Origin of the sequence: Rhodococcus sp. IEGM 1302 (assembly GCF_030056935.1) — a bacterium.
GTDB lineage: Bacteria > Actinomycetota > Actinomycetes > Mycobacteriales > Mycobacteriaceae > Rhodococcus_F > Rhodococcus_F qingshengii.
Window position 1 is genome coordinate 39298 of record NZ_JASHKY010000024.1, and the last position, 21604, is coordinate 60901.

16 protein-coding genes are annotated in these 21604 nt (G+C 62.5%); 12 read left to right on the forward strand and 4 right to left on the reverse strand.

Annotated features, from left to right (window positions below; translation table 11 throughout):
• Positions 1 to 93 precede the first annotated feature (93 nt).
• A complete protein-coding gene (gene ligD, locus QM609_RS23885) occupies positions 94 to 1134 on the reverse strand; it encodes a non-homologous end-joining DNA ligase (RefSeq protein WP_050654827.1) in 1041 nt (346 codons plus the stop codon).
• The gene (locus QM609_RS23890; RefSeq protein WP_039973226.1) at positions 1134 to 2180 is read right to left on the reverse strand and encodes an ATP-dependent DNA ligase; all 1047 of its coding nucleotides are present in this window, start codon (positions 2178 to 2180) and stop codon (positions 1134 to 1136) included. The genes ligD and QM609_RS23890 overlap by 1 nt, the downstream gene beginning before the upstream one ends.
• 109 nt (positions 2181 to 2289) lie before the next feature.
• On the opposite strand from QM609_RS23890, the gene lppU reads away from it, so the two are divergent.
• Entirely contained in the window at positions 2290 to 2907 is a 618-nt protein-coding gene (gene lppU / locus QM609_RS23895) for an LppU family putative lipoprotein (protein ID WP_007731384.1), read from the forward strand.
• Positions 2908 to 2995: 88 nt separating this feature from the next.
• Here lppU and QM609_RS23900 read toward each other — a convergent pair whose 3' ends face one another.
• On the reverse strand, positions 2996 to 4147 hold the full coding sequence (locus tag QM609_RS23900) for a magnesium and cobalt transport protein CorA (RefSeq protein WP_007731382.1): 1152 nt from the start codon (positions 4145 to 4147) through the stop codon (positions 2996 to 2998).
• 302 nt (positions 4148 to 4449) lie between these two features.
• The gene (locus QM609_RS23905) at positions 4450 to 5067 is read right to left on the reverse strand and encodes a TetR/AcrR family transcriptional regulator (RefSeq protein WP_050654829.1); all 618 of its coding nucleotides are present in this window, start codon (positions 5065 to 5067) and stop codon (positions 4450 to 4452) included.
• Between the two features lie 100 nt (positions 5068 to 5167).
• On the opposite strand from QM609_RS23905, the gene QM609_RS23910 reads away from it, so the two are divergent.
• The 11 genes from QM609_RS23910 (at position 5168) to menC (ending at position 21489) form a co-directional block, all read left to right on the forward strand.
• On the forward strand, positions 5168 to 6082 hold the full coding sequence (locus QM609_RS23910) for an SDR family NAD(P)-dependent oxidoreductase (protein ID WP_283337536.1): 915 nt from the start codon (positions 5168 to 5170) through the stop codon (positions 6080 to 6082).
• Between the two features lie 49 nt (positions 6083 to 6131).
• Positions 6132 to 7733, forward strand: a complete 1602-nt coding sequence (locus QM609_RS23915; RefSeq protein ID WP_007731373.1) for a PucR family transcriptional regulator — start codon at positions 6132 to 6134, stop codon at positions 7731 to 7733.
• A 144-nt stretch (positions 7734 to 7877) separates the two neighbouring features.
• Positions 7878 to 9476, forward strand: a complete 1599-nt coding sequence (locus tag QM609_RS23920) for an ABC transporter substrate-binding protein (RefSeq protein ID WP_007731371.1) — start codon at positions 7878 to 7880, stop codon at positions 9474 to 9476.
• A 227-nt stretch (positions 9477 to 9703) separates the two neighbouring features.
• Entirely contained in the window at positions 9704 to 11305 is a 1602-nt protein-coding gene (locus tag QM609_RS23925; RefSeq protein WP_003940335.1) for an ABC transporter substrate-binding protein, read from the forward strand.
• Positions 11306 to 11367: 62 nt separating this feature from the next.
• A complete protein-coding gene (locus QM609_RS23930; protein WP_003940249.1) occupies positions 11368 to 12381 on the forward strand; it encodes an ABC transporter permease in 1014 nt (337 codons plus the stop codon).
• A gap of 1 nt (position 12382) precedes the next feature.
• Complete coding sequence (locus QM609_RS23935) at positions 12383 to 14263, forward strand: dipeptide/oligopeptide/nickel ABC transporter permease/ATP-binding protein (RefSeq protein WP_225320135.1); 1881 nt, start codon at positions 12383 to 12385, stop codon at positions 14261 to 14263.
• Positions 14260 to 15051 carry an ABC transporter ATP-binding protein gene (locus QM609_RS23940; RefSeq protein WP_003940215.1) on the forward strand — a complete coding sequence of 264 codons (792 nt, stop codon included), beginning with the start codon at positions 14260 to 14262 and terminating at the stop codon, positions 15049 to 15051. The genes QM609_RS23935 and QM609_RS23940 overlap by 4 nt, the downstream gene beginning before the upstream one ends.
• Positions 15048 to 18407 carry a serine hydrolase gene (locus QM609_RS23945; protein ID WP_076948431.1) on the forward strand — a complete coding sequence of 1120 codons (3360 nt, stop codon included), beginning with the start codon at positions 15048 to 15050 and terminating at the stop codon, positions 18405 to 18407. The genes QM609_RS23940 and QM609_RS23945 overlap by 4 nt, the downstream gene beginning before the upstream one ends.
• Positions 18404 to 19567 (forward strand): M20/M25/M40 family metallo-hydrolase, encoded by a 1164-nt coding sequence (locus QM609_RS23950; RefSeq protein WP_050656426.1) that lies wholly within the window; start codon positions 18404 to 18406, stop codon positions 19565 to 19567. The genes QM609_RS23945 and QM609_RS23950 overlap by 4 nt, the downstream gene beginning before the upstream one ends.
• On the forward strand, positions 19545 to 20366 hold the full coding sequence (locus QM609_RS23955) for a GNAT family N-acetyltransferase (protein WP_050656425.1): 822 nt from the start codon (positions 19545 to 19547) through the stop codon (positions 20364 to 20366). Before QM609_RS23950 ends, QM609_RS23955 begins: the two co-directional genes overlap by 23 nt.
• Positions 20356 to 21489, forward strand: a complete 1134-nt coding sequence (menC, locus tag QM609_RS23960) for an o-succinylbenzoate synthase (protein ID WP_003940422.1) — start codon at positions 20356 to 20358, stop codon at positions 21487 to 21489. The genes QM609_RS23955 and menC overlap by 11 nt, the downstream gene beginning before the upstream one ends.
• Positions 21490 to 21604: the final 115 nt, after the last annotated feature.

The window sequence follows — 21604 nt, forward strand, 5'->3', positions numbered from 1 at the left end:
TTTCCGGCGATCCATATCCAACCCCCACAGTGCATTCGACGTGACCGTACATTCGACGTCTGATCGAATTACCCGATATGTCCGCCTCTGACGCTACCCGTCTTTGTTCTTCCGATCGCGGTCCTTGCTCGGTTGAACACGTTTGGGTTCACCGGGCATTTTGGGATAGTTCGGCGGGTACGGCAGATCGCCCAGTCCCGCCGCCAGATCCTTCTCCCACATCTCCAACAGAACATCGAGGGCAAAGGCCTTGTCGTGCATGGCTTCCATCGGATCACCACGATCGGCGAGCAAGCCGGGAACCGTGGCGATGGTGCAGTCGTCTGGATGCACGTCGCGCAGTTCGTCCCAGGTCACCGGCGTCGACACAGTTGCGATCGGCGTCTTACGAGCGGAATACGCCGCCGCGATCGTCCGGTCACGGGCATTCTGATTGAAGTCGATGAAGATCCGTTCACCCCGCTCTTCCTTCCACCACGCGGTTGTGGCGCGATCGGCACTACGACGCTCGACTTCACGGGCGAGGGCGATACCCGCGTGGCGGACCTCGACAAAATCCCAGCGCGCCTCGAGCGGGATGTAGACGTGAAGGCCTCGGCCACCGGACGTCTTGGGAAATCCTTCCAATCCCAAATCGGCGAGCAGAGGGCGAAGGACCTCGTCCGCGATGGCAACGGCCTCGTCGAACCCGGTCCCCGGTTGCGGATCGAGATCGATGCGCAGTTCGTCCGGGTGGTCGGTGTCCGGGCACCGCACGGCCCAGGGATGAAACGTGACAGTCCCGAGATTGGCGGCCCACACGATGTTCGCAGCACTTCGCACTCGAAGGACGTCGGCCTTGCGACCCGACGGGAACGTGACCTCGCAGGATTCGACGTGCTCGGGCCGCTTTGCCGGCAGCCGCTTCTGGTAAACCTCTTCGCCCTCGATGCCGTCGGGGAATCGCTGAAGATGCGTGGGCCGATCTTGGAGCGCCCGCAACGCTGCACCCTGCAGCGCCACCGTTCGGTAGTACTCGACAAGATGCCGTTTGGTTCCGCCGTCCTCACCCAACTGCGGATAGTAGATCTTGTCCGGGCTCGACAATCGGACCGCGATCCCGTCGACGTCCAGTTCCTCTGCCGGGCTCGCCATCACTTACCGCCTGCAAGAACATCCGCGAAGTCGTATCGCACCGGAACCTCCAACTGATCGAATGTGCATTCGTCGGGCACCCTGTCCGGACGCCAGCGCAGGAATCGTGCAGCGTGCCGAAAGCGTTCCCCTTCCATCTGGTCGTACGCCACTTCGAGCACCCTCTCAGGACGAAGCGGAATCCAGGAGCGGTCTGCGGCCGATCTCCACCGGCTGGCCTCTCCCTCGGCTACAACGTCGTCCCCGAGGCGCAAAGGTTCGAGTTCGGCCAACAACTCGATCCGCCGCGCCGCGGTGAAAGCAGAAGCGCCACCGACCATCTTCAATTCGGAACCGTCGTACAGACCAAGAAGCATCGACCCGATACCTGGCTGACTCTTGTGGGGACGGTAGCCCAGCAGTACGACATCCGCGGTCCTGGCGTGTTTCACCTTGATCATCTCGCGCTTGTTCGGCAGGTACGGTCCCGCCAGCTTCTTGGCGACAACCCCGTCGAGACCCGCGCCTTCGAAGGTTTCGAACCAGGCCATTGCTTCGGCGCTGTCGGCCGTCGCTGCCGTGACGTGGCAACTCGGCCCGCCACCGACGCAATCGAGGAGCAACGCACGTCGAACCCCGAAGTCCTCGATCGAGACGTCGCGATCCCCGAGCGCCAGTAAATCGAACCCGACAAATTGCGCGGGCGTCTGTTCCGACAACAATGCGACGCGGCTCGCGGCGGGGTGAATCCGCTCGGAGAGCGCTTCCCAACTCAGGCGCGTCACACCGTCGATCTCACGGGGAACCACCAGTTCTCCGTCCACCACACATTTTTCGGGCAATTCAGACTTGACGGCTTCCACCGCCTCGGGAAAGTACCGCGCCAAGTCCTTTCCTCCTCGCGATCCGAGCACCACTTCGTCACCGTCACGAAAGATGATTGCTCGAAATCCGTCCCATTTCGGCTCGTACGACCACGTCGGGTCACCGGACTCGGGCTGAGGCGGCACAGTGGCCGCAGCCTTCGCGAGCATCGGGGCAAGCGGCGGCATCAGGGGTAGCTCCACCTACCCATACTGACAGTCCGGTTGGCAATTCGACTACCGATGTATTGGAATAGGTCCCGAACAATCCACGAACCAACAGAATTATCCAAGAATCAACAAAGGGGTCCTTATGTCCGGAATCGTCCGGCGACTTTGCACTGCGGTGATCGCAACTTCTGCAATCGCCGCCTTCACCGTCGGTTGCGGTTCCGACATCGAGCCGAAAGCCATTGCGGAATCATCTTCCTCGGTTGCCGATTCGACCACTACCTCCGCGGCCCCGACCACCTCGAAGATCACCGGCCAGGAGGGCTCGGACGACGGCGGCGACGTCGACATCGACGTGTCGATCGGTGATTGCGTCAAGCTCGGAGGCACCACGACGGCCGCAGAAATCGACAACGCGGACTGCGGTAGCAAGGATTCGAACTACAAGGTGGTCGCCAAGGTTCCCACCTCTGATCTGTGTGCCTCCGACGTCGACTCGTACTACTACGAGACCCTCGCGGGTGACGAGCAGGGCGCTGTCTGTCTCGACGTCGACTGGGTAGTCGGCGGATGCATGGACCTCGGCAGCGGAATGGATGAGCCCGCCCGCATCGAATGCTCGGATACCAGCGGCACCAACGTCGTCGAGGTCGTCGAAATCCTGCAGAACTCCACGTCGATCGACGAATGCGGTTCGGGGGCAGACTCGGGATTCGAGCACCCGGAACGTAAGTTCACGGTCTGCGTCGCAACGCTCTGATTCGAGCGCCCTCCCGAAAAACACCTGTGCGCCTTGCCAACCGATCTCGGTTGGCAAGGCGCACAGCGCTTTCTACAGCCGGCGCTTTCTACAGCCAGCCCCGACGCTTGAAGATCGTGTAGAGACTTCCACAGGTCAGGAACATCATCGAGAGCGCAAACGGATAGCCCAAGTGCCAGTGCAGTTCCGGCATGTCGTCGAAGTTCATCCCGTACACGGTTCCGATGAGCGTCGGCGCGAAGAGAATTGCCGCCCACGCCGAGACCTTCTTGATCTCCTCGTTCTGCGCGTAGCTTGCCTGCGTCAGATTGCGCATCTCCTCGTTCTGGTTCTGCGACACCAGAGTTGCGTTCACCGTGAGGATGTTTCCGAGCAACTGACGAAAGCCGTCGGCCCGCTCCACCACAGTCGTCGCATGGTCGGTGACGTCGCGCAGGTATCGCTGGAGTTCCTCGTCCGTGTGGTACTTGTCGAACCCTGCCGACAACCCACGCAGCATTCCCAGCAGCGGACGCGTCGCCCGCTGGAATTCGATCACCTCACGGGTCAGTTCGTAGATGCGACGCGAAACTCCGGGATCGCCACTGAATACTTCGGTTTCGATCTCGTCGATGTCGTTCTGCAGGCCGGCCACCACCGGCGCGTACCCGTCGACGACCGCGTCGAGAATGGCATAGAGAACGGCCTCGGTACCCAACCGCAACAGGTCAGGATCGTTCTCCATGCGAGTCCGCACCGCCGACAGATCCGGCGATTCACTGTGACGGACGGTCAGAATGAAGTTCGGACCACAGAAGATGTGCAACTCGCCGAATTCGACCCGCTCGGTCTCGTCGCGGTACCGCGCAGCACGCAGGACCACGAACAGTGTCTTGCCGTAGCGCTCGAGCTTGGGGCGCTGGTGCGCGACGATCGCATCCTCGACCGCCAGTTCGTGGAGGTCGAAATGTTGTGCAGCGGCATACAACTGGGCGTCGTCGGGCCGGTACATGCCGATCCACGCCATCGACTGCGAATCCGGAAGGCATGACAGTGCTTCCGCCAGCGTGGACGGTGACGCTATCCGCTCGCCGTCGCGGTACACGCCGCTGTTGACGACGGTCGATTCGACGGGCGCCACCGCCTCGGGCGGGGCCGCCTTGACGACGGTGCGTGCGGCACGCGAGTGTCCGGGATGTGAGTCACCGAGCCCCGCGGAACGACGCGGCAGTACCGAACGTGAACGACGAAATTCGCGCATGCTGAACAGCTTTCGAGGGAAGAGTGAACGACGACGCTTGCTTCACAGCAAAGCCGAAGCCGATGAACACACGATGAAGCTGCAGCAAAATACCGGATCAACCCGGGCGGCTACAGCTTCAGTTGGTACTCGGAGGTTGGCCACGCATTACAGCCACACCTCCTCTTCCCTGAATTCCTACGCAAGTCCGCGCACGACGCCAACATGCTACCCCGACTGTCAGAGCACGACAAACCGAACGACAAGCCGCAGGACAGCACGAACCGGTCGGAGGAAACCCGCTCGACGAATGCAGCTTTCAGTCAGTTCGCAGCGCGCAATCCGCCGATCAACAGTTCGACGATCTGGTCCGCCAACGACTCTGTCTCCGCCAACGTCTGCCCTTCACGCCTTCGGTACCAGAGGTCGATGCCGTTGAGACTGCTGAGGAGTACTTTTGCCGCCATCCGTGGTGAGCCCACGCGAATGGAACCATCCGCGACGCCTTCGGTCATCACGTCGACGAACAGATTCTCGTAGTCGAGTCGCAGCGAATTCAGCTCCACGAGGACTTGCTGTTGCCTCGGCTTGAGCGCGGAGTTCATCTGGCCCCGGACACCTTGGTGGATCGTGTGGTGGTACCCGAGATGCGTCATGAGATTGACCAGGTGGGCGTGCGACATCGCTTCGAGACGCGCGAGGCCGCTTTCTGCCCCGCCCATCCGAGACTCGACCTCAGCGCGGAGCAGGCTCATCCCGCGTTCGTATATTGCCAGGTAGATGTCGAACTTGGAACGAAAGTGGTAGTAGACAAGACCTTTGGTGGCGCCGATTCGATCGGCCAGTAAATCTACAGTCGTGGCCGCGTAACCGTCTTCGGCAAAGGCGTCGGCGGCGCTGGTGATGATCGCGGATCGCACGACCGGAAGATCACTACTCATTCGACTTCCACTCCCATTCACACTGCCTGCCGGCCCTTGACTGTTTCCACGCCATCGCATAGTAATACTGAGTAGTATCCCAGATCAGAGAGGTTTTCCAATGTCGTTGGATTTTTCCGGCAAGGTAGCGATCATCACGGGCGCAGGCGGCGGACTCGGCCGTTCACACGCATTGGCCCTCGCCGCACGCGGCGCACGCGTCGTCGTCAACGACATGGGTGGCTCGGTCAACGGCAGTGGCGGCGCTGATACCGCAGCCGCCAAGGTAGTGGCGGAAATCGTCGAGCTGGGCGGCGAGGCCATCGCGGACCACTGCGACATCACTGACGTCGACGCCGTTGCCGCCATGGTCGCGACGGCCGTGGACAAGTGGGGCCGCGTGGACATCCTGATCAACAACGCCGGAATCCTGCGCGACAAGTCGTTCATCAAGGCCGAGCTCGACGACTTCCGCAAAGTCATCGACGTGCATCTGATGGGTTCCGTCATCTGTTCCAAGGCAGTCTGGCCGCACATGGTCGAACAGAACTACGGACGCATCCTCATGACTACGTCGGCATCGGGAATTTACGGCAACTTCGGCCAGGCGAACTACGGCGCCGCGAAGTCCGGCGTCGTCGGCCTCATGAACATTCTCGCCATCGAGGGCGAACGCAAGGGCATCCGCGTCAACTCGCTGGCCCCGACCGCCGCGACCCGCATGACCGAAGACCTCCTCGACGAGAAGACTCTCGCTCTGCTTGCACCCGAATCGATTTCACCCGGCGCACTGTTCATGGTCTCCGATGACGCACCGACGAAGACCATCCTCAGCGCCGGCGCCGGCGTCTTCGCGATCGCTCGCATGGAAGAGTCGCAGGGCGTCTACATCCCCGAAAGCGCACTCTCCCCCGAGGTCGTCGCCGAACGGTGGTCCGAGATCAGTGACATGACCGATTCCGTCCAGGTGCCCGCGGCGTTCGATCAGACCCGCCGGTTCGTCGAGAAGGCCGTGGCGGAGCAGCCCAGCAACTGAGCAGAGCAACCAGACAACTGATCGACCCCGCTCCCCCTAAGGTGTGGTGGTGACCACACCTACGGGAGTATCGATCGTCGACATCGTCGACAGACTGGGAATGACGTTCCTCAGCGGTGGCGACACCGTCGACGGCGCCCGCACTGTCAGCCGCGTGACCCTGCACGAAGGGTCCGAAGCTACCCAGGACAGTGCGGGCGCCGTCGTACTCGGCGCAGGTCTCGCAGGTTCGGCCGATATCGCAACGGCGGTAAGAGAATACGGCTCGGCAGGTGCGGTAGCGCTGATCGTCAAAGAGCCCCTGGACTTCGACGGCCTCGTCGAGAAGGCGGTGGCCGACACCGACGTCGCACTCCTCGGAATGGTCAAGGATGCAAGCTGGCTGCAAAGCGCGTCGTTGATCAACGAGATCCTCGAATCCGGCAACAACGGGGACCGCACGTCGGCCGCCGACGCCGACCTGTTCGATCTTGCCAACTCGATCGCTCAGGTATTGAACGGCCCGGTCACCATCGAGAATCAGTCGAGCCGGATCCTCGCGTTCTCGGCGGATCAAGCCTTCGGCGACGAGGCACGTAAGCAGAGTGTCCTCGGACATCAAGTGCCGCAGCACTATTCCGATCGGCTCAGGTCAATGGGGTATTTCAACAAGATCTACGGCTCTACCCTGCCGGTATTTCTACCGGGTATCGGGCCGGGCATCAGGCCCCGCGTCGGCATGCGAATACATGCGGCATCGCAGATCCTCGGTTCGATCTGGGTGATCCTGGACGAGGAGCCGAACGAATTGCAGGTCAAAACGCTCGTCGAGGCGGCGGGCGTAGCCGCGATGAGTTTACTTCGCGCCAAGCTGGCAGCCGATTCCGCACGACGGCTGAGGTTGGGCGAGGTGATCACGTTACTGAGTGGCGGCACTTCAGCCAAGGAAGCGGCCGAGCGACTGGGCTACGGCCGCTCGAAGGCAAACGTACTTGCGGCCGGCTTCCGTAGCGGCGCCGGTGCATCGTTGGAGGCCGAAGCCGATGTCGATCAACTGGCCCTGACACTCAATACCTATCTCGACCAAGTATTTCCGCTGTCGGTGGCGGCAGCGATCGGCGGCACCGTCTACGCCGTCATCCCACACACCCGGCATCAGACCGACGACGACTACGTGCGTCGGATCGCGTCGGAGTTTGCAGACCGTTCCCGTTCGGAAAAGTCGGTGGTCATCGGAATCGGTGCGACAGTGGCCGACGTGATGACGCTGGAGAAGTCACGCGACGAAGCCGACCGAGCGCTTCGCGTTCTGAGGTCGACGTGGAATTCTTCGGGCCGGACCGTCGCGCGCGCCGACGACGTGCAGATCAATTCCCTACTTCTGCGCCTCTCCGACGCCCTGGCGGACGAGAACGAGACCGCATCGGGTCCGCTCGCGGTACTGCGTGAGTACGACCGCAGTCACGACATCAACCTTGTCGACACGCTCCGCGCCTGGCTCGACACGTTCGGCGACATTCCGGCTGCTGCGTCCTTGGTTCACATCCACGTCAACACGTTCCGGTACCGCCTCAAGAAGCTTGCCGGGATTGCCGGCATCGATCTCGATGATCCGGAAACTCGATTCAGCCTGATGCTCCAGCTTCGTCTCTTCCATCCGACAATGTTGTAGCGATCTACCAAGTCTCACGAAACATTCGTAAATCCGGACGATGTTCTCGTTCTTTTGTTGGGTGAAGATTCAAGCAATCGTCTTTTGCTCCTGACCCGACAGACCTCGCGTCACTCGGGCGGGACCACACCTTCCGGAGGCACCATGAAACAACGGTCCTACGCACTACTGGCTGCGGCAACTGGCACCGTTCTTGCCCTGACCGCGTGCTCAACGGGTGGCTCATCGGGTTCGGGTGGGGGTGAACCCGTCACGGACGGCACCTTCAAATTGGCTCTCGTGGCCGACCCCGGCGCTCTGAATCCGCTGATGACCGCCGCTTCGCCGGCGCACCAACTGGCGCGTCTGAGCTACGACTATCTGCTCCATCCGGATCCCGATACCGGCGTAACCAAGCCGTGGCTCGCCGAGAAATGGGAAGAGACAACCACTTCCGCGTCCTTCACCATTCGCGACGGCGTCACCTGTAACGACGGATCCGCTCTGACTGCCCAGACCGTCGCCGACAACGTCAATTTCATCACCAACGCAGCAAACAAATCCGCTCTCCGCGGGGTGTACGCACCGGCAACTGCAACTGCCACCGCCGACCCGGCGACCCGGACCGTAACGGTCACAACTCCGGAACCCTCTCCGTTCCTGCTTCTCAACCTGGCGCGAATACCGATCATGTGCGAGGCCGGGTTGAAGGATCCGACGGCGGCAAACAAGACGACCTTCGGGTCGGGCATGTTCCAGATGACCGAGGCAGTCGCCAACGATCATTACTCCTACGTTCGGCGCGACGGATACAACTGGGGACCGGACGGCACTACCTCCGACACTGCCGGTGTACCCAAGAATGTCGTCGCATCCATCATCACGAACAACAGCACAGCGGCCAACCAGGTGTTGTCCGGTGATCTGAATGCCGCTGCCGTCTCCGGCCCCGATCAGGACCGCATGAACGCCGCGAACTTGGATACCGTCAAGCAGCCTGCTCCAGCGGGCGAGATGTTCTTCAACCACAGTCCCGGCAATCCGACGAGCGATCCTGCCGTACGCAAGGCGCTGGTCCAGGCTCTCAATCTCGACGACCTCGCCGAGATCTTCACCGCCGGCCGCGGAACCCGATCGACCACGATGGTGTCCATCGAACCGCGGGCCTGCATCTACGACTCTGTCGCCGGAAACCTACCGGACTTCGATACCAGTGCGGCCGCAGCAACTCTCGAGTCTGCGGGCTGGAAGGTCGGCGCGGACGGTAAACGCAGCAAGGACGGCACACCGCTCCGAATTCGGATGGTCTACGAGACGTTCGGCGACGCGACCGATGCTGCCGCCGACGTCGCAGTCAACGCGTGGAACGACCTGGGCGCCACCGTTGAACTCACCAGTGGAGACTCGAACAAGATTCTCGATGTCGCACTCAGCGGCAAGGACAACACGGCGTGGGATGTCGCGTGGGAGCCGATCAACGTCGCGCTGCCCAGCATGCTGGTCCCCTTCCTCTCCGGTCCGGTGCCCGCTGCGGGAATGAACTTTGCGTCGATCTCCAACCCGGCCTACGACGCAGCCGTCACCAAGGCTTCCGGGCTGACGGGCGAGGACGCTTGTGCCGCTTGGGCAGACGCTGAGTCCGAGATCATCAAAGCAAACTCGGCGGTACCTTTTGCCGACAAGATCACGACTCTCTACTTCAACAATGCGGGTCTTGCATTCGGCCGCAATTTCATCGGTTCGGCCCTGCGCCTGTACCAGTAGACCGCCGGTAGCGACCGGGGAAATCGTCGTGTTTCGCCGGTCGCTGTCGGTATACGGACAGGTATTCACTGATCCTGACGGTTTTCGTGGGAGCGGACGAAAATCGACCCGATTTTCGTGAGGATCGACAGAGATGCGCGTCACGTCATGCGCCAAGATTTAGCAGTCAACACTCAACCGCGCCCTCACGTTTTTCGCTCGGGCCCCTGCTCCATCACGGAGGCACCATGAAACACCGCTTCTATCCAACACTTGCGGCAGCCGCAGGGCTCACGCTTGTGTTGTCTGCTTGTGGCTCGGGAGGCACGTCCTCGGGCGCCAGTGGCGGTGAACCGGCCACCGACGGGACCTTCCGTTTCGCCCTGCAGGCCGATCCGGGTGCACTCAACCCGATCATGTCGGCCGCCTCGGCGACCGCCGAGTTGTCGCGTTTGGCGTACGACTACCTGATCTACCAGGATCCCGATACCAGTGAAGTCGGACCGTGGTTGGCGGAGAAGTGGGAGGAGACCCCGACCTCGGCGTCCTTCACCATCCGTGACGGGGTGACCTGTACCGACGGATCGACGCTGACACCGCAGACCGTCGCGGACAACATCAACTTCGTGGCCAACCCGGACAACGGTTCACAGTTGCGCGGGTCCTCCGTGCCGACCGGCGCCACTGCGACTGCCGATCCGGCAACGCGCAGTGTCACGGTGACCACTCCGGCGCCGAGCCCGTTCCTTCTTCTCAACGTCGGTCGCCTGCCGATCCTGTGCGAGGCCGGATTGAAAGATCCGACAGCGTCGAACAAGAAGTCGCTCGGCACCGGCATGTTCGAAGTCACCGAAGTTGCCGCCAACGACCACTACACGTTCCAGCGTCGCGAGGGCTACAACTGGGGCCCCGACGGCACGACCTCCGACACCCCGGGCGTCCCCAAGACGGTCGTCGCCGCCATGTCGCCGAACGTGAGCACCGCCGCAAATCAGCTGCTCTCGGGTGAACTCAACGCAGCTCCGATCGCCGGTCCGGACAAGGACCGCGTCGCGGCAGCCAATCTGGACTCCGTCGGTCGGCCTCTGCCGGCAGGCCAGATGTACTTCAACCAGATCGCGAGTAATCCCACCAGCGATCCCGCAGTGCGCAAGGCCCTGATCCAAGCGGTCGATCTCGACGACCTCACTCAGGTCATCACCGCCGGACACGGGGTCCGGGCAACCAGCCTCGTCGCCGTCGAACCGCGCGCCTGCGTTTACGACTCTGTCGCAGGCAACATTCCGGACTTCGACCTCACTGCCGCCAAGGCAACACTGGACGGCGCTGGTTGGACCGCCGGCGCTGACGGCAAGCGAAGCAAGGATGGCAAGCCGCTCAATCTCCGCCTCGTGTACGACGGCACCGACGATCCGCGCAACGCGGCGGCCGAACTTGCTCAGTCGGCGTGGTCCGAACTCGGCGCAAACGTCGAGGTGACCGGGGGCGACTCGAACAAGATCATCGACGTCATTCTGAGCGGCAAGGACAACTCTGCCTGGGACATCGCCTGGGTCCAGGTCAACTCCTCGCTGCCCAGCACCTTCACTGCGTACTTTGCCGGGCCGGTTCCCGCAGCAGGCAAGAACTTCGGATCTGTCAGCAACCCCGCCTACGAAGCAGCAGCCACCAAGGCTTCCGGTCTGACCGGTAGCGACGCTTGTGACGCCTGGGCCGACGCCGAGTCGGAGCTCACCAAGACGATCGCGGCCGTGCCCTTCGCAGACTCCGTCATGAACGTGTACTTCAACAAGGCCGGACTCTCATTCGGCAAGTCGCTCAACGGTTCTGCGCTGCGTCTCTACCAGTAGGCCGTCCACCCACTCTGAAATATCTTCCCGCCCCAGCATCCCGCCCTCCGGAAAGACAGCCCATGAGTCAAACTATTGAAGCCGCGAAACCAGAAGCGGCGCCTCAGGCTCGAGCAAAGTGGCTCGAGTCCGACAGCTGGCCCGCATATCTTCTGCGTCGTTTCGGCACCTTCGTGATTTCACTCTGGGCGCTGGTGACTGCGGCGTTCCTGATGCTCCAACTGATTCCGGGAGACCCGGTTCGGTTGGCACTGGGAATGAACGCACCGGTCGAACTGGTCGAGACAACGAGGTCTCAGCTCGGTTACGACCTTCCCTTGTGGCAGCAGTACTTCCGATTCGTCGGCGGGTTGCTGAGCGGGAATCCCGGTGACTCGATCACCTTGAGGACTCCGGTCTTCGAGGTGATCGCGTCCCGCCTACCGGCAACACTCGAACTGGCTGTACTCACAGTCGTCACGGTGCTGCTAGTGGGCATTCCGATCGGCCTCATCTTCGCTGCACTGACCCGCAACGGTCGACGACGCGGAGTCGAGATCGGTTACACCGCAACGTCGGGCACCATCGCCGTGATCCCCGAGTTCATGTTCGGAACGGCGCTGGTCTACCTCTTTGCCGTCACGTTCCCTGTTCTGCCCGTCGCCGGCCGAGGTGGACCGGAAAGCTACATCCTCCCGGTCGCGGCCATGTCGATCGGTGCCATCGCCTCGATGTCGCGCATCGTCCGTGCAGAGGCGCTCGGCGTGTTGGACATGGACTACATCCGTACGGCGCGCGCCAAGCGAATGCCCGTGGCACGAATCTACTTCCGTCATGCAATGCCCAACCTCATGACGTCGACGCTGACGCTCGCCGGACTCCTCCTGGGTGGTCTGATTGCCGGCACCGTGCTCATCGAGAGCATCTTCGCCTGGCCCGGCATGGGCATGGCGCTGGTCAAGTCCATCACCGAGAAGGACTACCCGCTCGCCCAGACACTGGTCGTGATCTACGGCGCCATCGTCCTTCTCATCAATTTCATCGTCGACGTGGTGCTCGCTCTCATCGACCCACGATCCACAATTCGGGAGAACTGAGTTGAGCACCTCACCTACGGCCCCCACTGCGGCCCCCAAGACGCCCCCGCGACGACACTGGATCGTCGGAACGTTCCGCACCCCATTGGGAATCCTGGCCCTCACCTTCCTGACCGCTCTGATCGCCCTCGTCATCTTCGGACCGATGATCTGGGGTGACGCCGCTGTCGCAGCCAACCCGAAGGCACTCTCTCAGGGACCTAGTTCCGAGCACATCTTCGGCACCGACGCCGGCGGGCGTGACGTCTTCGCCCGCACGATGACCGCCGCGAGACTGTCGGTGCTCATGGCTCTCGGAGCCGTCGCACTCGGTGTCACAATTGGCCTGATACTCGGTACGCTCCCGACGCTCGCTCCCCGCTGGGTCGGACGAATGGTCGTGGCATTCCTCAACTTCGCCATCGCATTCCCCGGACTGCTCCTCGCGATCTTCCTGTTGGTCGTTCTCGGACAGGGTGCTGGCAGCGCGGTGATCGCCATCGGTCTCGCCCTGGCCTCGCCGTTCGCGAGGTTGACGTACGCACTGGCTTCGTCGGTCAACGGACGCGACTTCATCGACGCAGCGCGCATCCTCGGGGTTACCAAGCCGGGGCTGCTGTTCCGCCACATTCTCCCCAATATCCGTGAACCACTCATCGTCAATGCCAGCATCGCTGTCGGCAGCGGCCTCGTGGTCTTCGCCGGACTCTCGTTCCTCGGCTTGGGCATTCAGCCGCCTGCATTCGACTGGGGCCGGATGCTCAACGAAGGTCTGTCGAAGATCTTCGTCAACCCGGCCACCGCACTCGCCCCCGGCATCGCCGTCGTGCTCGCCGGCTTGACCTTCACGCTGCTCGGCGAGGCCATTGCTCGCGGCGCGGGAGTTCGCAGCCCGATCAGCAGTCGCCTGCCGAAGTGGAAGCCGATCAACCGGAAAACTGCCCAGGCCGATTCGGCGCCCACCGACGAAGACGCGGTACTGACCGTCCGCAACATGTCCGTCGCAGTCCCCGCGGGTGACGACTGGCGTCGCCCCGTCGACAACATCAGTTTTACAGTTCACCGTGGCGAAACCGTGGGAATCGTCGGTGAATCCGGATCCGGAAAGTCACTGAGTTGCATGGCAATCGCGCAGCTGACCGACCACCCCACCGTGGTCGACGCCGGGCTCATCGAGTTCGACGGCACCGTGCTGATGAAGGACGGCAAGCGGCCGGACGACGCGGCTTCGCGCAAGGTTGCCCGCCAACTCGGCACACGTATGGCGATGGTGTTCCAGGATCCGATGTCGTCCATGAATCCGTCTCTCAAGGTCGGATACCAGGTCGCCGAGATCGGTTGGCTCCACGAAGGTATGAGCAAGGCCGACGCGAAGAAGGCGGCAGTCGAGCGACTGAACGCCGTCAAGATCCCCGACGCGCCCAGGCGTGCGAAGCAGTACCCCCACGAGTTCTCCGGCGGTATGCGTCAGCGCGCGATGATCGCCATGGGTCTGATGGGTAAGCCCGCTCTGATCATCGCGGACGAACCCACCACTGCGCTCGACGTGACCGTTCAGCGTGAGGTCCTCGGGCTGCTCCACGAGGTTCGCGAAGAAACCGGCGCCGCAATCCTTCTCATCTCGCACGACATGGCCGTCATCACCGGCATGTGCACCCGTGTCCTCGTCATGTTTGCCGGCGAAATCGTCGAAGACATCGCAGTCGACGATCTGATTGCCGGCCGTGCAAAGCATCCGTACACCCGCGCGCTGATCGCCGCGGTCCCCACCATGAGCACCGATCGCGACAAGCCGCTTGCCACCGTCGACGAAGCCTGGCAGGTGGAGAGCCTCGACGCCGAGGAGAGCACCGCCGACATCGAGTTGGAAGAACTGTTGGCTGTTGCAGAGGAGATCCGATGAGCAGACTCGAATTCCGTGACGTCAACGTCCACCTCGGTAGCGGTTCGAAAAAATTCCACGCCGTCAAGAACATCAATCTCGACATCCCCTCCGGATCGGTGGTCGGTCTCGTCGGTGAATCGGGTTCCGGAAAGTCGACACTGGCGCGAGCAACTGTCGGCCTGGCCGAGCCCAGTTCCGGCCAGATCCTTCTCGACGGTGTGGACGTCGCTCACGCCCGCGGCGCGACGGCTCGTCTGCGCCACCGGATCCAGATGGTCTTCCAAGATCCGTACTCGTGCCTCGACCCGCGAATGACCATCGGCCAGTCACTCGCCGAGGCGCTGCGGTCCACCGAGCGTCGTGACAAAGCTCGGCGCAGCCGCGGCGACCGCGCCGCCGAGGTCGCTCGACTCCTCACCACCGTCCAACTGCCGGTGGAGAAGGCGCACGAATACCCATCGTCGTTGTCGGGTGGTCAGCGCCAACGCGTTGCCCTCGCGCGGGCTTTGGCAGCCGCACCGGCAGTTCTGCTTGCCGACGAAATCACCTCCGCTCTGGACGTGTCCGTGCAGGGCGCGGTTCTGAATCTGTTGGTGGATCTGCAGAAGCAGCTTGGTCTGACGGTTCTGTTCGTCAGTCACAACCTGGCGGTGATCCGCTACGTCTGTGACCACGTCGCAGTCATGCTCGGCGGCGAGATCGTCGAGCACGGGCCGGTTCTCGACGTGATCGATTCGCCCAAGGAGCCGTACACGGCAAAGCTGTTGTCCGCGATCCCGACATTCGGGGAGCCGATGTTCCAATGACAACGCCGACCACTCTCGACTCCCCCGCTGCCGTAGCCCGTGCCGAAGAACGTCGTTCGGCGAGAATCCAGGATTACGCGTCCGTGGTTACACCGACCAACATCGCCGTATCGGCGTCGGGACGCATTGCATACGTACGTACCGAAGCGAATCCGGCTGCGGATACCAACGAGCACTCGATCTGGTTGGCTTCCCCGCAACTACAGCTCACCGCGGGACCTGCCGACACCTCGCCGGCTTGGCATCCCGTTTCGACGCTGTTGGTCTTCGTTCGGCCGGATTCCTCGGGCACACCACAACTGTGGAAGGTCGACGCCACCGGGGGTCCGGCAACACAGCTGACCACCACGGCGCAGCTCCCGCTCGGCGCGGGGGCACCGGTGTTCTCTCCTGACGGCGCTCGGATCGCCTTCAGCGCCCCCGTCGACCGCACTGCCGCCGGATCGTCATGCCTCTTGGTGGCGAAGCGCCTCAACTACAAGGTCGACGGATCCGGTGTCCGGGGCAGCGTTCGGGCGCACTTGTTCGAGTTCGATCTGGCCGCCGGCTCGCTTCGGCAGCTGACGGACGGCGATTGGGACGCTTCGCATCCCGCGTACAGTCCCGACGGCACCGAACTGGCTTTCACCGCGGCGATGGACGGCGACGCCGATCTGACGCGGGCGAGTTCCGCCTGGACCGTATCGCTGACTGATCTCGCCTCCACTCCGCGGATGTTGGGGCACGCACGCGGCATCGCAGGACCACTTGCATGGACACCTGCCGGCGACGCGGTCGTAGCCGTCGGTTGGCACACACCGATCATTCACAACAACGAGCTTCTTGTCCTGCACCGCGACCAGCGAGTGGAAGACCGCAGCCTGACGTCCGGACTCGACCGAAACGTCATGCCGGGCGGAACCGGTTATCCCGGTGGCGCACCGAGTTTCACCGCCGACGGCGACATCGTCTTCTGCATCCGCAACCACGGCTCCACCGAACTGCACAAGGTCGATTTCGGATCAGGCTCCGTCTCACCACTTCTCACCGGCGAGCAGACCGTGGTCTCAGGCCTTGCCCTGACGTCCGGGCGAGCCGTCGTCGCGCTGGCAACGGCGACATCCTTCGGCGAGGTCGCCGTCATCGACCTCGAGACTCGTGCAGTCGAAACCGTCACCGAATTGAACACGGAACTGACAACTTCCGTCGCGTTTCCAGTCGCCTCCGAGCGTTGGTTCGACATCAGCGACGGCACCCGTGTTCAGGGTTGGATCCTGCGCGACCCGAACGTCACGGGCGCCGGTCCGCTGGTTCTGGACGTCCACGGCGGACCACACAATGCCTGGACCGGAACGCCCACCGTGATGCACGCATACCACGCGGAACTGGTCGCGCTGGGATTCACGGTCTTGATGATCAATCCGCGCGGAAGTGACGGCTACGGAAACGACTTCTTCGACGGTGTGCGGGACGGCTGGGGTGAGGCGGATCGTGCCGACCTGCTCGAACCGGTCGAAACCCTTGTCGCCGAGGGGATGGCCGATCCGAAGCAACTGGTACTCACGGGCTACAGCTACGGCGGATTCATGACGTGCGCCCTGACGTCCGTCACCGATCGGTTTGCCGTCGCAGTCGCCGGTGGTCTCGTTTGCGACATCGCGAACACAGCCGGCCCCTCGGACGAGGGCATCTTGCTGCAGACGGTCGAATTCGACCCGCAGTCATCTCGGGTACGGAAACTTTCGCCGCTGGGGCGAGTCTCCCAGGTGACGACACCGACGCTGATCCTTCACGGCGGCAGCGACGTCCGTTGCCCGGTCAACCAGGCCGAACAGTGGTTCGGTGGACTGCGTTTGGCCGGCACCCCGACCGAGTTGGTGGTTTTCCCGGACGCGTCACATGCCTTCGTGTTGACGGGTCGGCCGTCCCACCGACTGGAGTACAGCACTCGTCTCGTCGACTGGATCGAACGGCACCTCTCCCCCAAGCCCGCACTGACCACGGTCGATCCCGACTACTGGCAGTACCGACTCGACACCCTGAGTGCGAAGTACGGGGTGCCCGGCGCCTCACTGGGAATTCTGACCACAACCCGCAGCGGATTCTCCCGCACCGTGGTCACGTCCGGTGTCGTCAGTACCCGCACCGGCGTCGCGGCTACGCCCGACACGCTGTTCCAGATGGGTTCGATCAGCAAGGTCTGGACGGCCACCCTGATCATGCAGCTCGTCGAAGAAGGATTGCTGGATCTCGACTCACCTGTCCGGAACATCCTGCCGGACTTCGCAGTTGCCGACGCGGTAGCCACCGAAACGGTCACGACTCGCCACCTGTTGACTCACACCAGTGGCATCGACGGTGACGTTTTCATCGACGGCGGGCGCGGCGACGACTGCGTCGAGCGATACGTCGCATCACTGAAATCAACGGTGCAGCTCTTCGCCCCCGGCACCGATTGGTCGTACTGCAACACCGGATTCGTGATCGCCGGACGAATCATCGAGGTTCTCCGAGGTAAGAGTTGGGACGCGGTTCTGCGCGAGCGGATCATCGAACCGCTCGGCCTGACCAAAACCACGACCCTGCCTGAGGAGACGGCACTGCACCGCGCTGCAGTCGGGCACGTCGGCGCTGCCGACGACCTCGAGCAGACACCACAATTCCTCATCCCTCGCTCGATGGGCCCCGCCGGTCTCATCAACAGCACCGCCGAGGACCTTCTTCTGTTCGCGCAGGATTCGATGCGCGAGGATCCGATTCTGCTTCAGCGGTCCACCCATCTGGCGATGCTCGAGGAGCGCCGCCAGATCGGTGACGTGTCGTCAGCGGACATCATGGGAACCACGTGGCTGCTGCATAATTGGGGCGGGGTACTGGCTCATGGCCACAATGGCGGAACTCTCGGCCAGCAGTCGTTCTTGCGAGTGGTGCCGTCGTGCGGTCTAGCCGTGGTCCTGATGGCCAACGGTGGAGCAATGGACGCTCTCTCCGGCGATCTTCTGGCTGAAGTAATCGGTTCCATAGGCGGCGTCAGTGTGACACCGGCATTCTCGCCTGGTGACCCCCACACCCGCGTCACGTCCTCACCTGAAGAACTCGATGCGCTGTGCGGCCTGTACCGCGATGCCGCAGCCGATTTCGTCTTGGAAAGGACCGGCGGTTCCCTGACCGCCCGCCGCACCGATCACATCGACCCTTCGGTCACCGCCGAAAGCGCAGAGTCCGTCTCTCTCAGCCTGATCGAAGTTCACCCTGGAGTATTCGCGACCCAACTACCTCAATCAGCGGGTTGGATCCGGATCACTTTCTCCGACAACGGGAGTACACAATTGCTACACGTCGGAAGCCGCGCGTATCCGCGAGTGAACAACCGATGACCATTCTCCGCGATCTGGCCGAGCGCCAACTTCCTCAGATCCTCGAGGACGCCATCGCGCTCATCGAAGTCGAGTCGCCGTCACACGATCTCGAAGCTGTTGCCCGCAGCGCGAAGTGGACGTCAGACCTTGTCCACGAACGACTCGGCGTGACACCGGAGTCGATAGTGACGGAAGGCCGTACCCATCTGGTGACCCGTTTCGGCAGCTCACCGACGCGGCTGATGCTGCTCGGTCATCATGACACCGTGTGGCCGATCGGCACCCTGACACGCCTGCCCGCAGCCGTCACCGACGGAGCGCTCCGAGGTCCGGGCGGACTCGACATGAAACTTGGTGTCGTTCAGGCAATCCACGCCCTCGCTATCGTCCGGGAGCTGCACGGCGACGATGCACTCGACGGAATCACACTCCTCGTGACCGGTGACGAAGAAATCGGTTCACCCACGTCGCGGTCCCTCATCGAGGAACTTGCGGCAGGCGCGGTACTGGTTCTCGAGGCCGGCGGTGACGGTGGCGAACTGAAGACTGTCCGCAAGGGAGTGTCGCTGTATCGGATCCATGTTGCCGGTCGCGCCGCCCACGCCGGGCTGGAGCCGGAAAAAGGCATCAACGCTGCAGTAGAACTGGCTCGTCTCGTGATCGCGATCAACGACTTGTCCTCGCCGGCACAGGCAACCACCGTCACCCCGACTGTCATTTCAGCCGGAACCACAACCAACACCGTTCCGGCAGAAGCCTTCGTCGACGTGGACGTGCGCGCAACCAGCGCCGCCGAGCAGGAGCGCGTCGATGCGAATATCCGAGCCCTGCAGGCAATCCACCCCGAAGCCGTAGTCACGGTCTCGGGTGGTGTCAACCGTCCCCCTCTCGAAGCGACGATGTCCGCACCGTTGCTGGCGTTGGCGGAACGCGTTGCGCTCGAGCATGATCTGACTCCTCCCGTCGGCCTCGCCGTCGGCGGAGCCTCGGACGGAAACTTCACTGCCGGCATCGGCATCCCCACCCTCGACGGCCTCGGTGGCGTCGGCGGCGGTGCACACGCCGAGACCGAGCATGCGCTCGTGTCCGCAATCGCTCCGAGAACGGCGTTGGTTGCGGGCCTTATTCGTTCGATCACGTCTGAAGGGGGCCCTCGTGTCGAAAAGCAAAGCGGTTGAGTTTCGAGAACTGGTCGATACCCGCGAAATAGCCGATCTATCCGCCGTTTTCGACGAGATCTGGGCTACCAGTCCCGGACCGGCTCATTTCGGCACGGCGATGTTGGTTGCGCTTCACCACGGTGGTCACTACGTGGTGGGAGCCTTTTCCGAAGGCGAAATGATCGGTGGTTGCGTCGGATTCTTCGTCGAGCCTCTCGGCGAGGTTCTGCACTCACACATCGCCGGAGTACTACCGGGACACGCAGGCAAGGGAATCGGCAGCGCCCTCAAGCATCATCAGCGAGACTGGTGCATCGAGCGCGGCGTCAGGACGATCCGGTGGACCTTCGATCCACTGGTCGCACGAAATGCCTATTTCAACATTCAGCGTCTCGGAGCCGAACCGGCCGAATACAACCCGGATTTCTACGGGTCGATGGCAGACGGAATCAACGCAGGCGACGCCAGCGATCGTATGCTCGTCAGTTGGGACCTCGACGTCGATGGATCTCCGAGTTCTACTGTGGCCGTGAATGATACATTCAAGGTGCTTCAACCCACCGAAGACGGTACGCCTCGAATGCTCCCGATCCCACCCGACTGCGTCGATATCGCAGTCGGAATACCCAGAGACATCGAGCATCTGAGAACAGTCGACCGCGCCTCTGCCTTTGCCTGGCGACACGCGCTTCGCGAGTACCTCGAACCACTGATCGCCTCGAAGGAATGGCAATCGACCGGCTTCGACCCCAGCGGCTATTACATGTTCACGAAAATCTGCGAGACAACCGGAGAAGAGCAAGTCCATGCACATTGAGTCCGTCGAATTGCGCGAACTGCGCATCCCTCTCGTCTCCCCCTTCACCACGTCATTCAGCACCCAGCTCGAGCGCAACACCCTCGTCCTGAAAGTGAGCGGCACCACCGACGGCCCCAACGGTCCGGTGGAGACCGTCGGCTGGGGCGAGTGCGGCTCGCTCAGCGATCCGTACTACAACTCCGAATACACCGCTGGTGCGCGGGCGATGCTTCGCGAGTATCTTGTTCCGACGCTACGTAAGTCGCAGTCGGATCAACCGCTCACCGCCGAGACGGTCGGCAGCGTACTTCACCACATCGTGGGTCACCAGATGTCCAAGTCGGCTATCGAAATGGCAATCCTCGATGCTGAATTGCGGGCTCGTGGACAGTCTTTCGCTCGGTACCTCGGTGCCACTCGCACTCGGGTGCCCTCGGGAGTGTCCGTCGGCATCCAGGACAGCATTCCGCAGCTACTCGAAACCGTCGGTAATTATCTGTCGCAGGGTTACGTGCGAATCAAGCTGAAGATCAAGCCGGGCTGGGACATCGCTCCCGTGGCTGCGGTGCGCAAGGAGTTCGGCTACGACGTTCCTCTGCAGGTCGACGCGAATGCCGCGTACACCCTCGTCGACGCGCAGTTGCTGCGCCGCCTGGACGAATTCGCATTGCTCCTCATCGAACAGCCGCTGGCCGAGGACGATTTGGTGCAGCACGCCAAGCTCGCCCAGTCCCTCTCGACTCCGATCTGCCTCGACGAGTCGGTCGAGTCGGCCAAGGATGCGGCGGATGCCATCACGCTCGGTGCCGCTTCGGTCATCAACATCAAGCCGAGCCGTGTCGGTGGATATCTGGAAGCCAAGCGCATCCACGATCTCGCCTCGGCACACGGTATTGCGGTGTGGTGCGGCGGAATGCTCGAGACCGGAATCGGCCGCGCCGCCAACGCGGCCCTCGCGGCGCTGGACGGGTTCACGCTGCCCGGCGACATCTCGGCTTCCGATCGCTTCTACAAGGAGGACATCACCGAACCGTTTGTCATCGAGGACGGCCACATCGCTGTGCCGCAGGGACCGGGCTTCGGTGTGACTCCACGTGAAGACGTCATGGATCGCTTCACGGTCGGAACCGAGATTCTGTAGGTCCGTCACACAGTCACGCAGCAGCCACCTCCACCTTCACCCCGGAGGTGGCTGTTCGTCGTTTGTGTCGGTAGGGAGGTGCATAGTGATTCGGACATGACGTTCTGCACCGAAA

Excerpts from the sequence above, each read along its gene's own strand:
- QM609_RS23920 (WP_007731371.1), top strand. The coding sequence starts at position 7,878 with ATGAAACAACGGTCCTACGCACTACTGGCTGCGGCAACTGGCACCGTT.
- QM609_RS23910 (WP_283337536.1), top strand. The coding sequence starts at position 5,168 with ATGTCGTTGGATTTTTCCGGCAAGGTAGCGATCATCACGGGCGCAGGC.
- ligD (WP_050654827.1), bottom strand. The coding sequence starts at position 1,134 with ATGGCGAGCCCGGCAGAGGAACTGGACGTCGACGGGATCGCGGTCCGA.
- QM609_RS23950 (WP_050656426.1), top strand. The coding sequence starts at position 18,404 with ATGACCATTCTCCGCGATCTGGCCGAGCGCCAACTTCCTCAGATCCTC.
- lppU (WP_007731384.1), top strand. The coding sequence starts at position 2,290 with ATGTCCGGAATCGTCCGGCGACTTTGCACTGCGGTGATCGCAACTTCT.
- QM609_RS23905 (WP_050654829.1), bottom strand. The coding sequence starts at position 5,067 with ATGAGTAGTGATCTTCCGGTCGTGCGATCCGCGATCATCACCAGCGCC.
- menC (WP_003940422.1), top strand. The coding sequence starts at position 20,356 with ATGCACATTGAGTCCGTCGAATTGCGCGAACTGCGCATCCCTCTCGTC.
- QM609_RS23900 (WP_007731382.1), bottom strand. The coding sequence starts at position 4,147 with ATGCGCGAATTTCGTCGTTCACGTTCGGTACTGCCGCGTCGTTCCGCG.
- QM609_RS23925 (WP_003940335.1), top strand. The coding sequence starts at position 9,704 with ATGAAACACCGCTTCTATCCAACACTTGCGGCAGCCGCAGGGCTCACG.
- QM609_RS23940 (WP_003940215.1), top strand. The coding sequence starts at position 14,260 with ATGAGCAGACTCGAATTCCGTGACGTCAACGTCCACCTCGGTAGCGGT.
- QM609_RS23945 (WP_076948431.1), top strand. The coding sequence starts at position 15,048 with ATGACAACGCCGACCACTCTCGACTCCCCCGCTGCCGTAGCCCGTGCC.
- QM609_RS23930 (WP_003940249.1), top strand. The coding sequence starts at position 11,368 with ATGAGTCAAACTATTGAAGCCGCGAAACCAGAAGCGGCGCCTCAGGCT.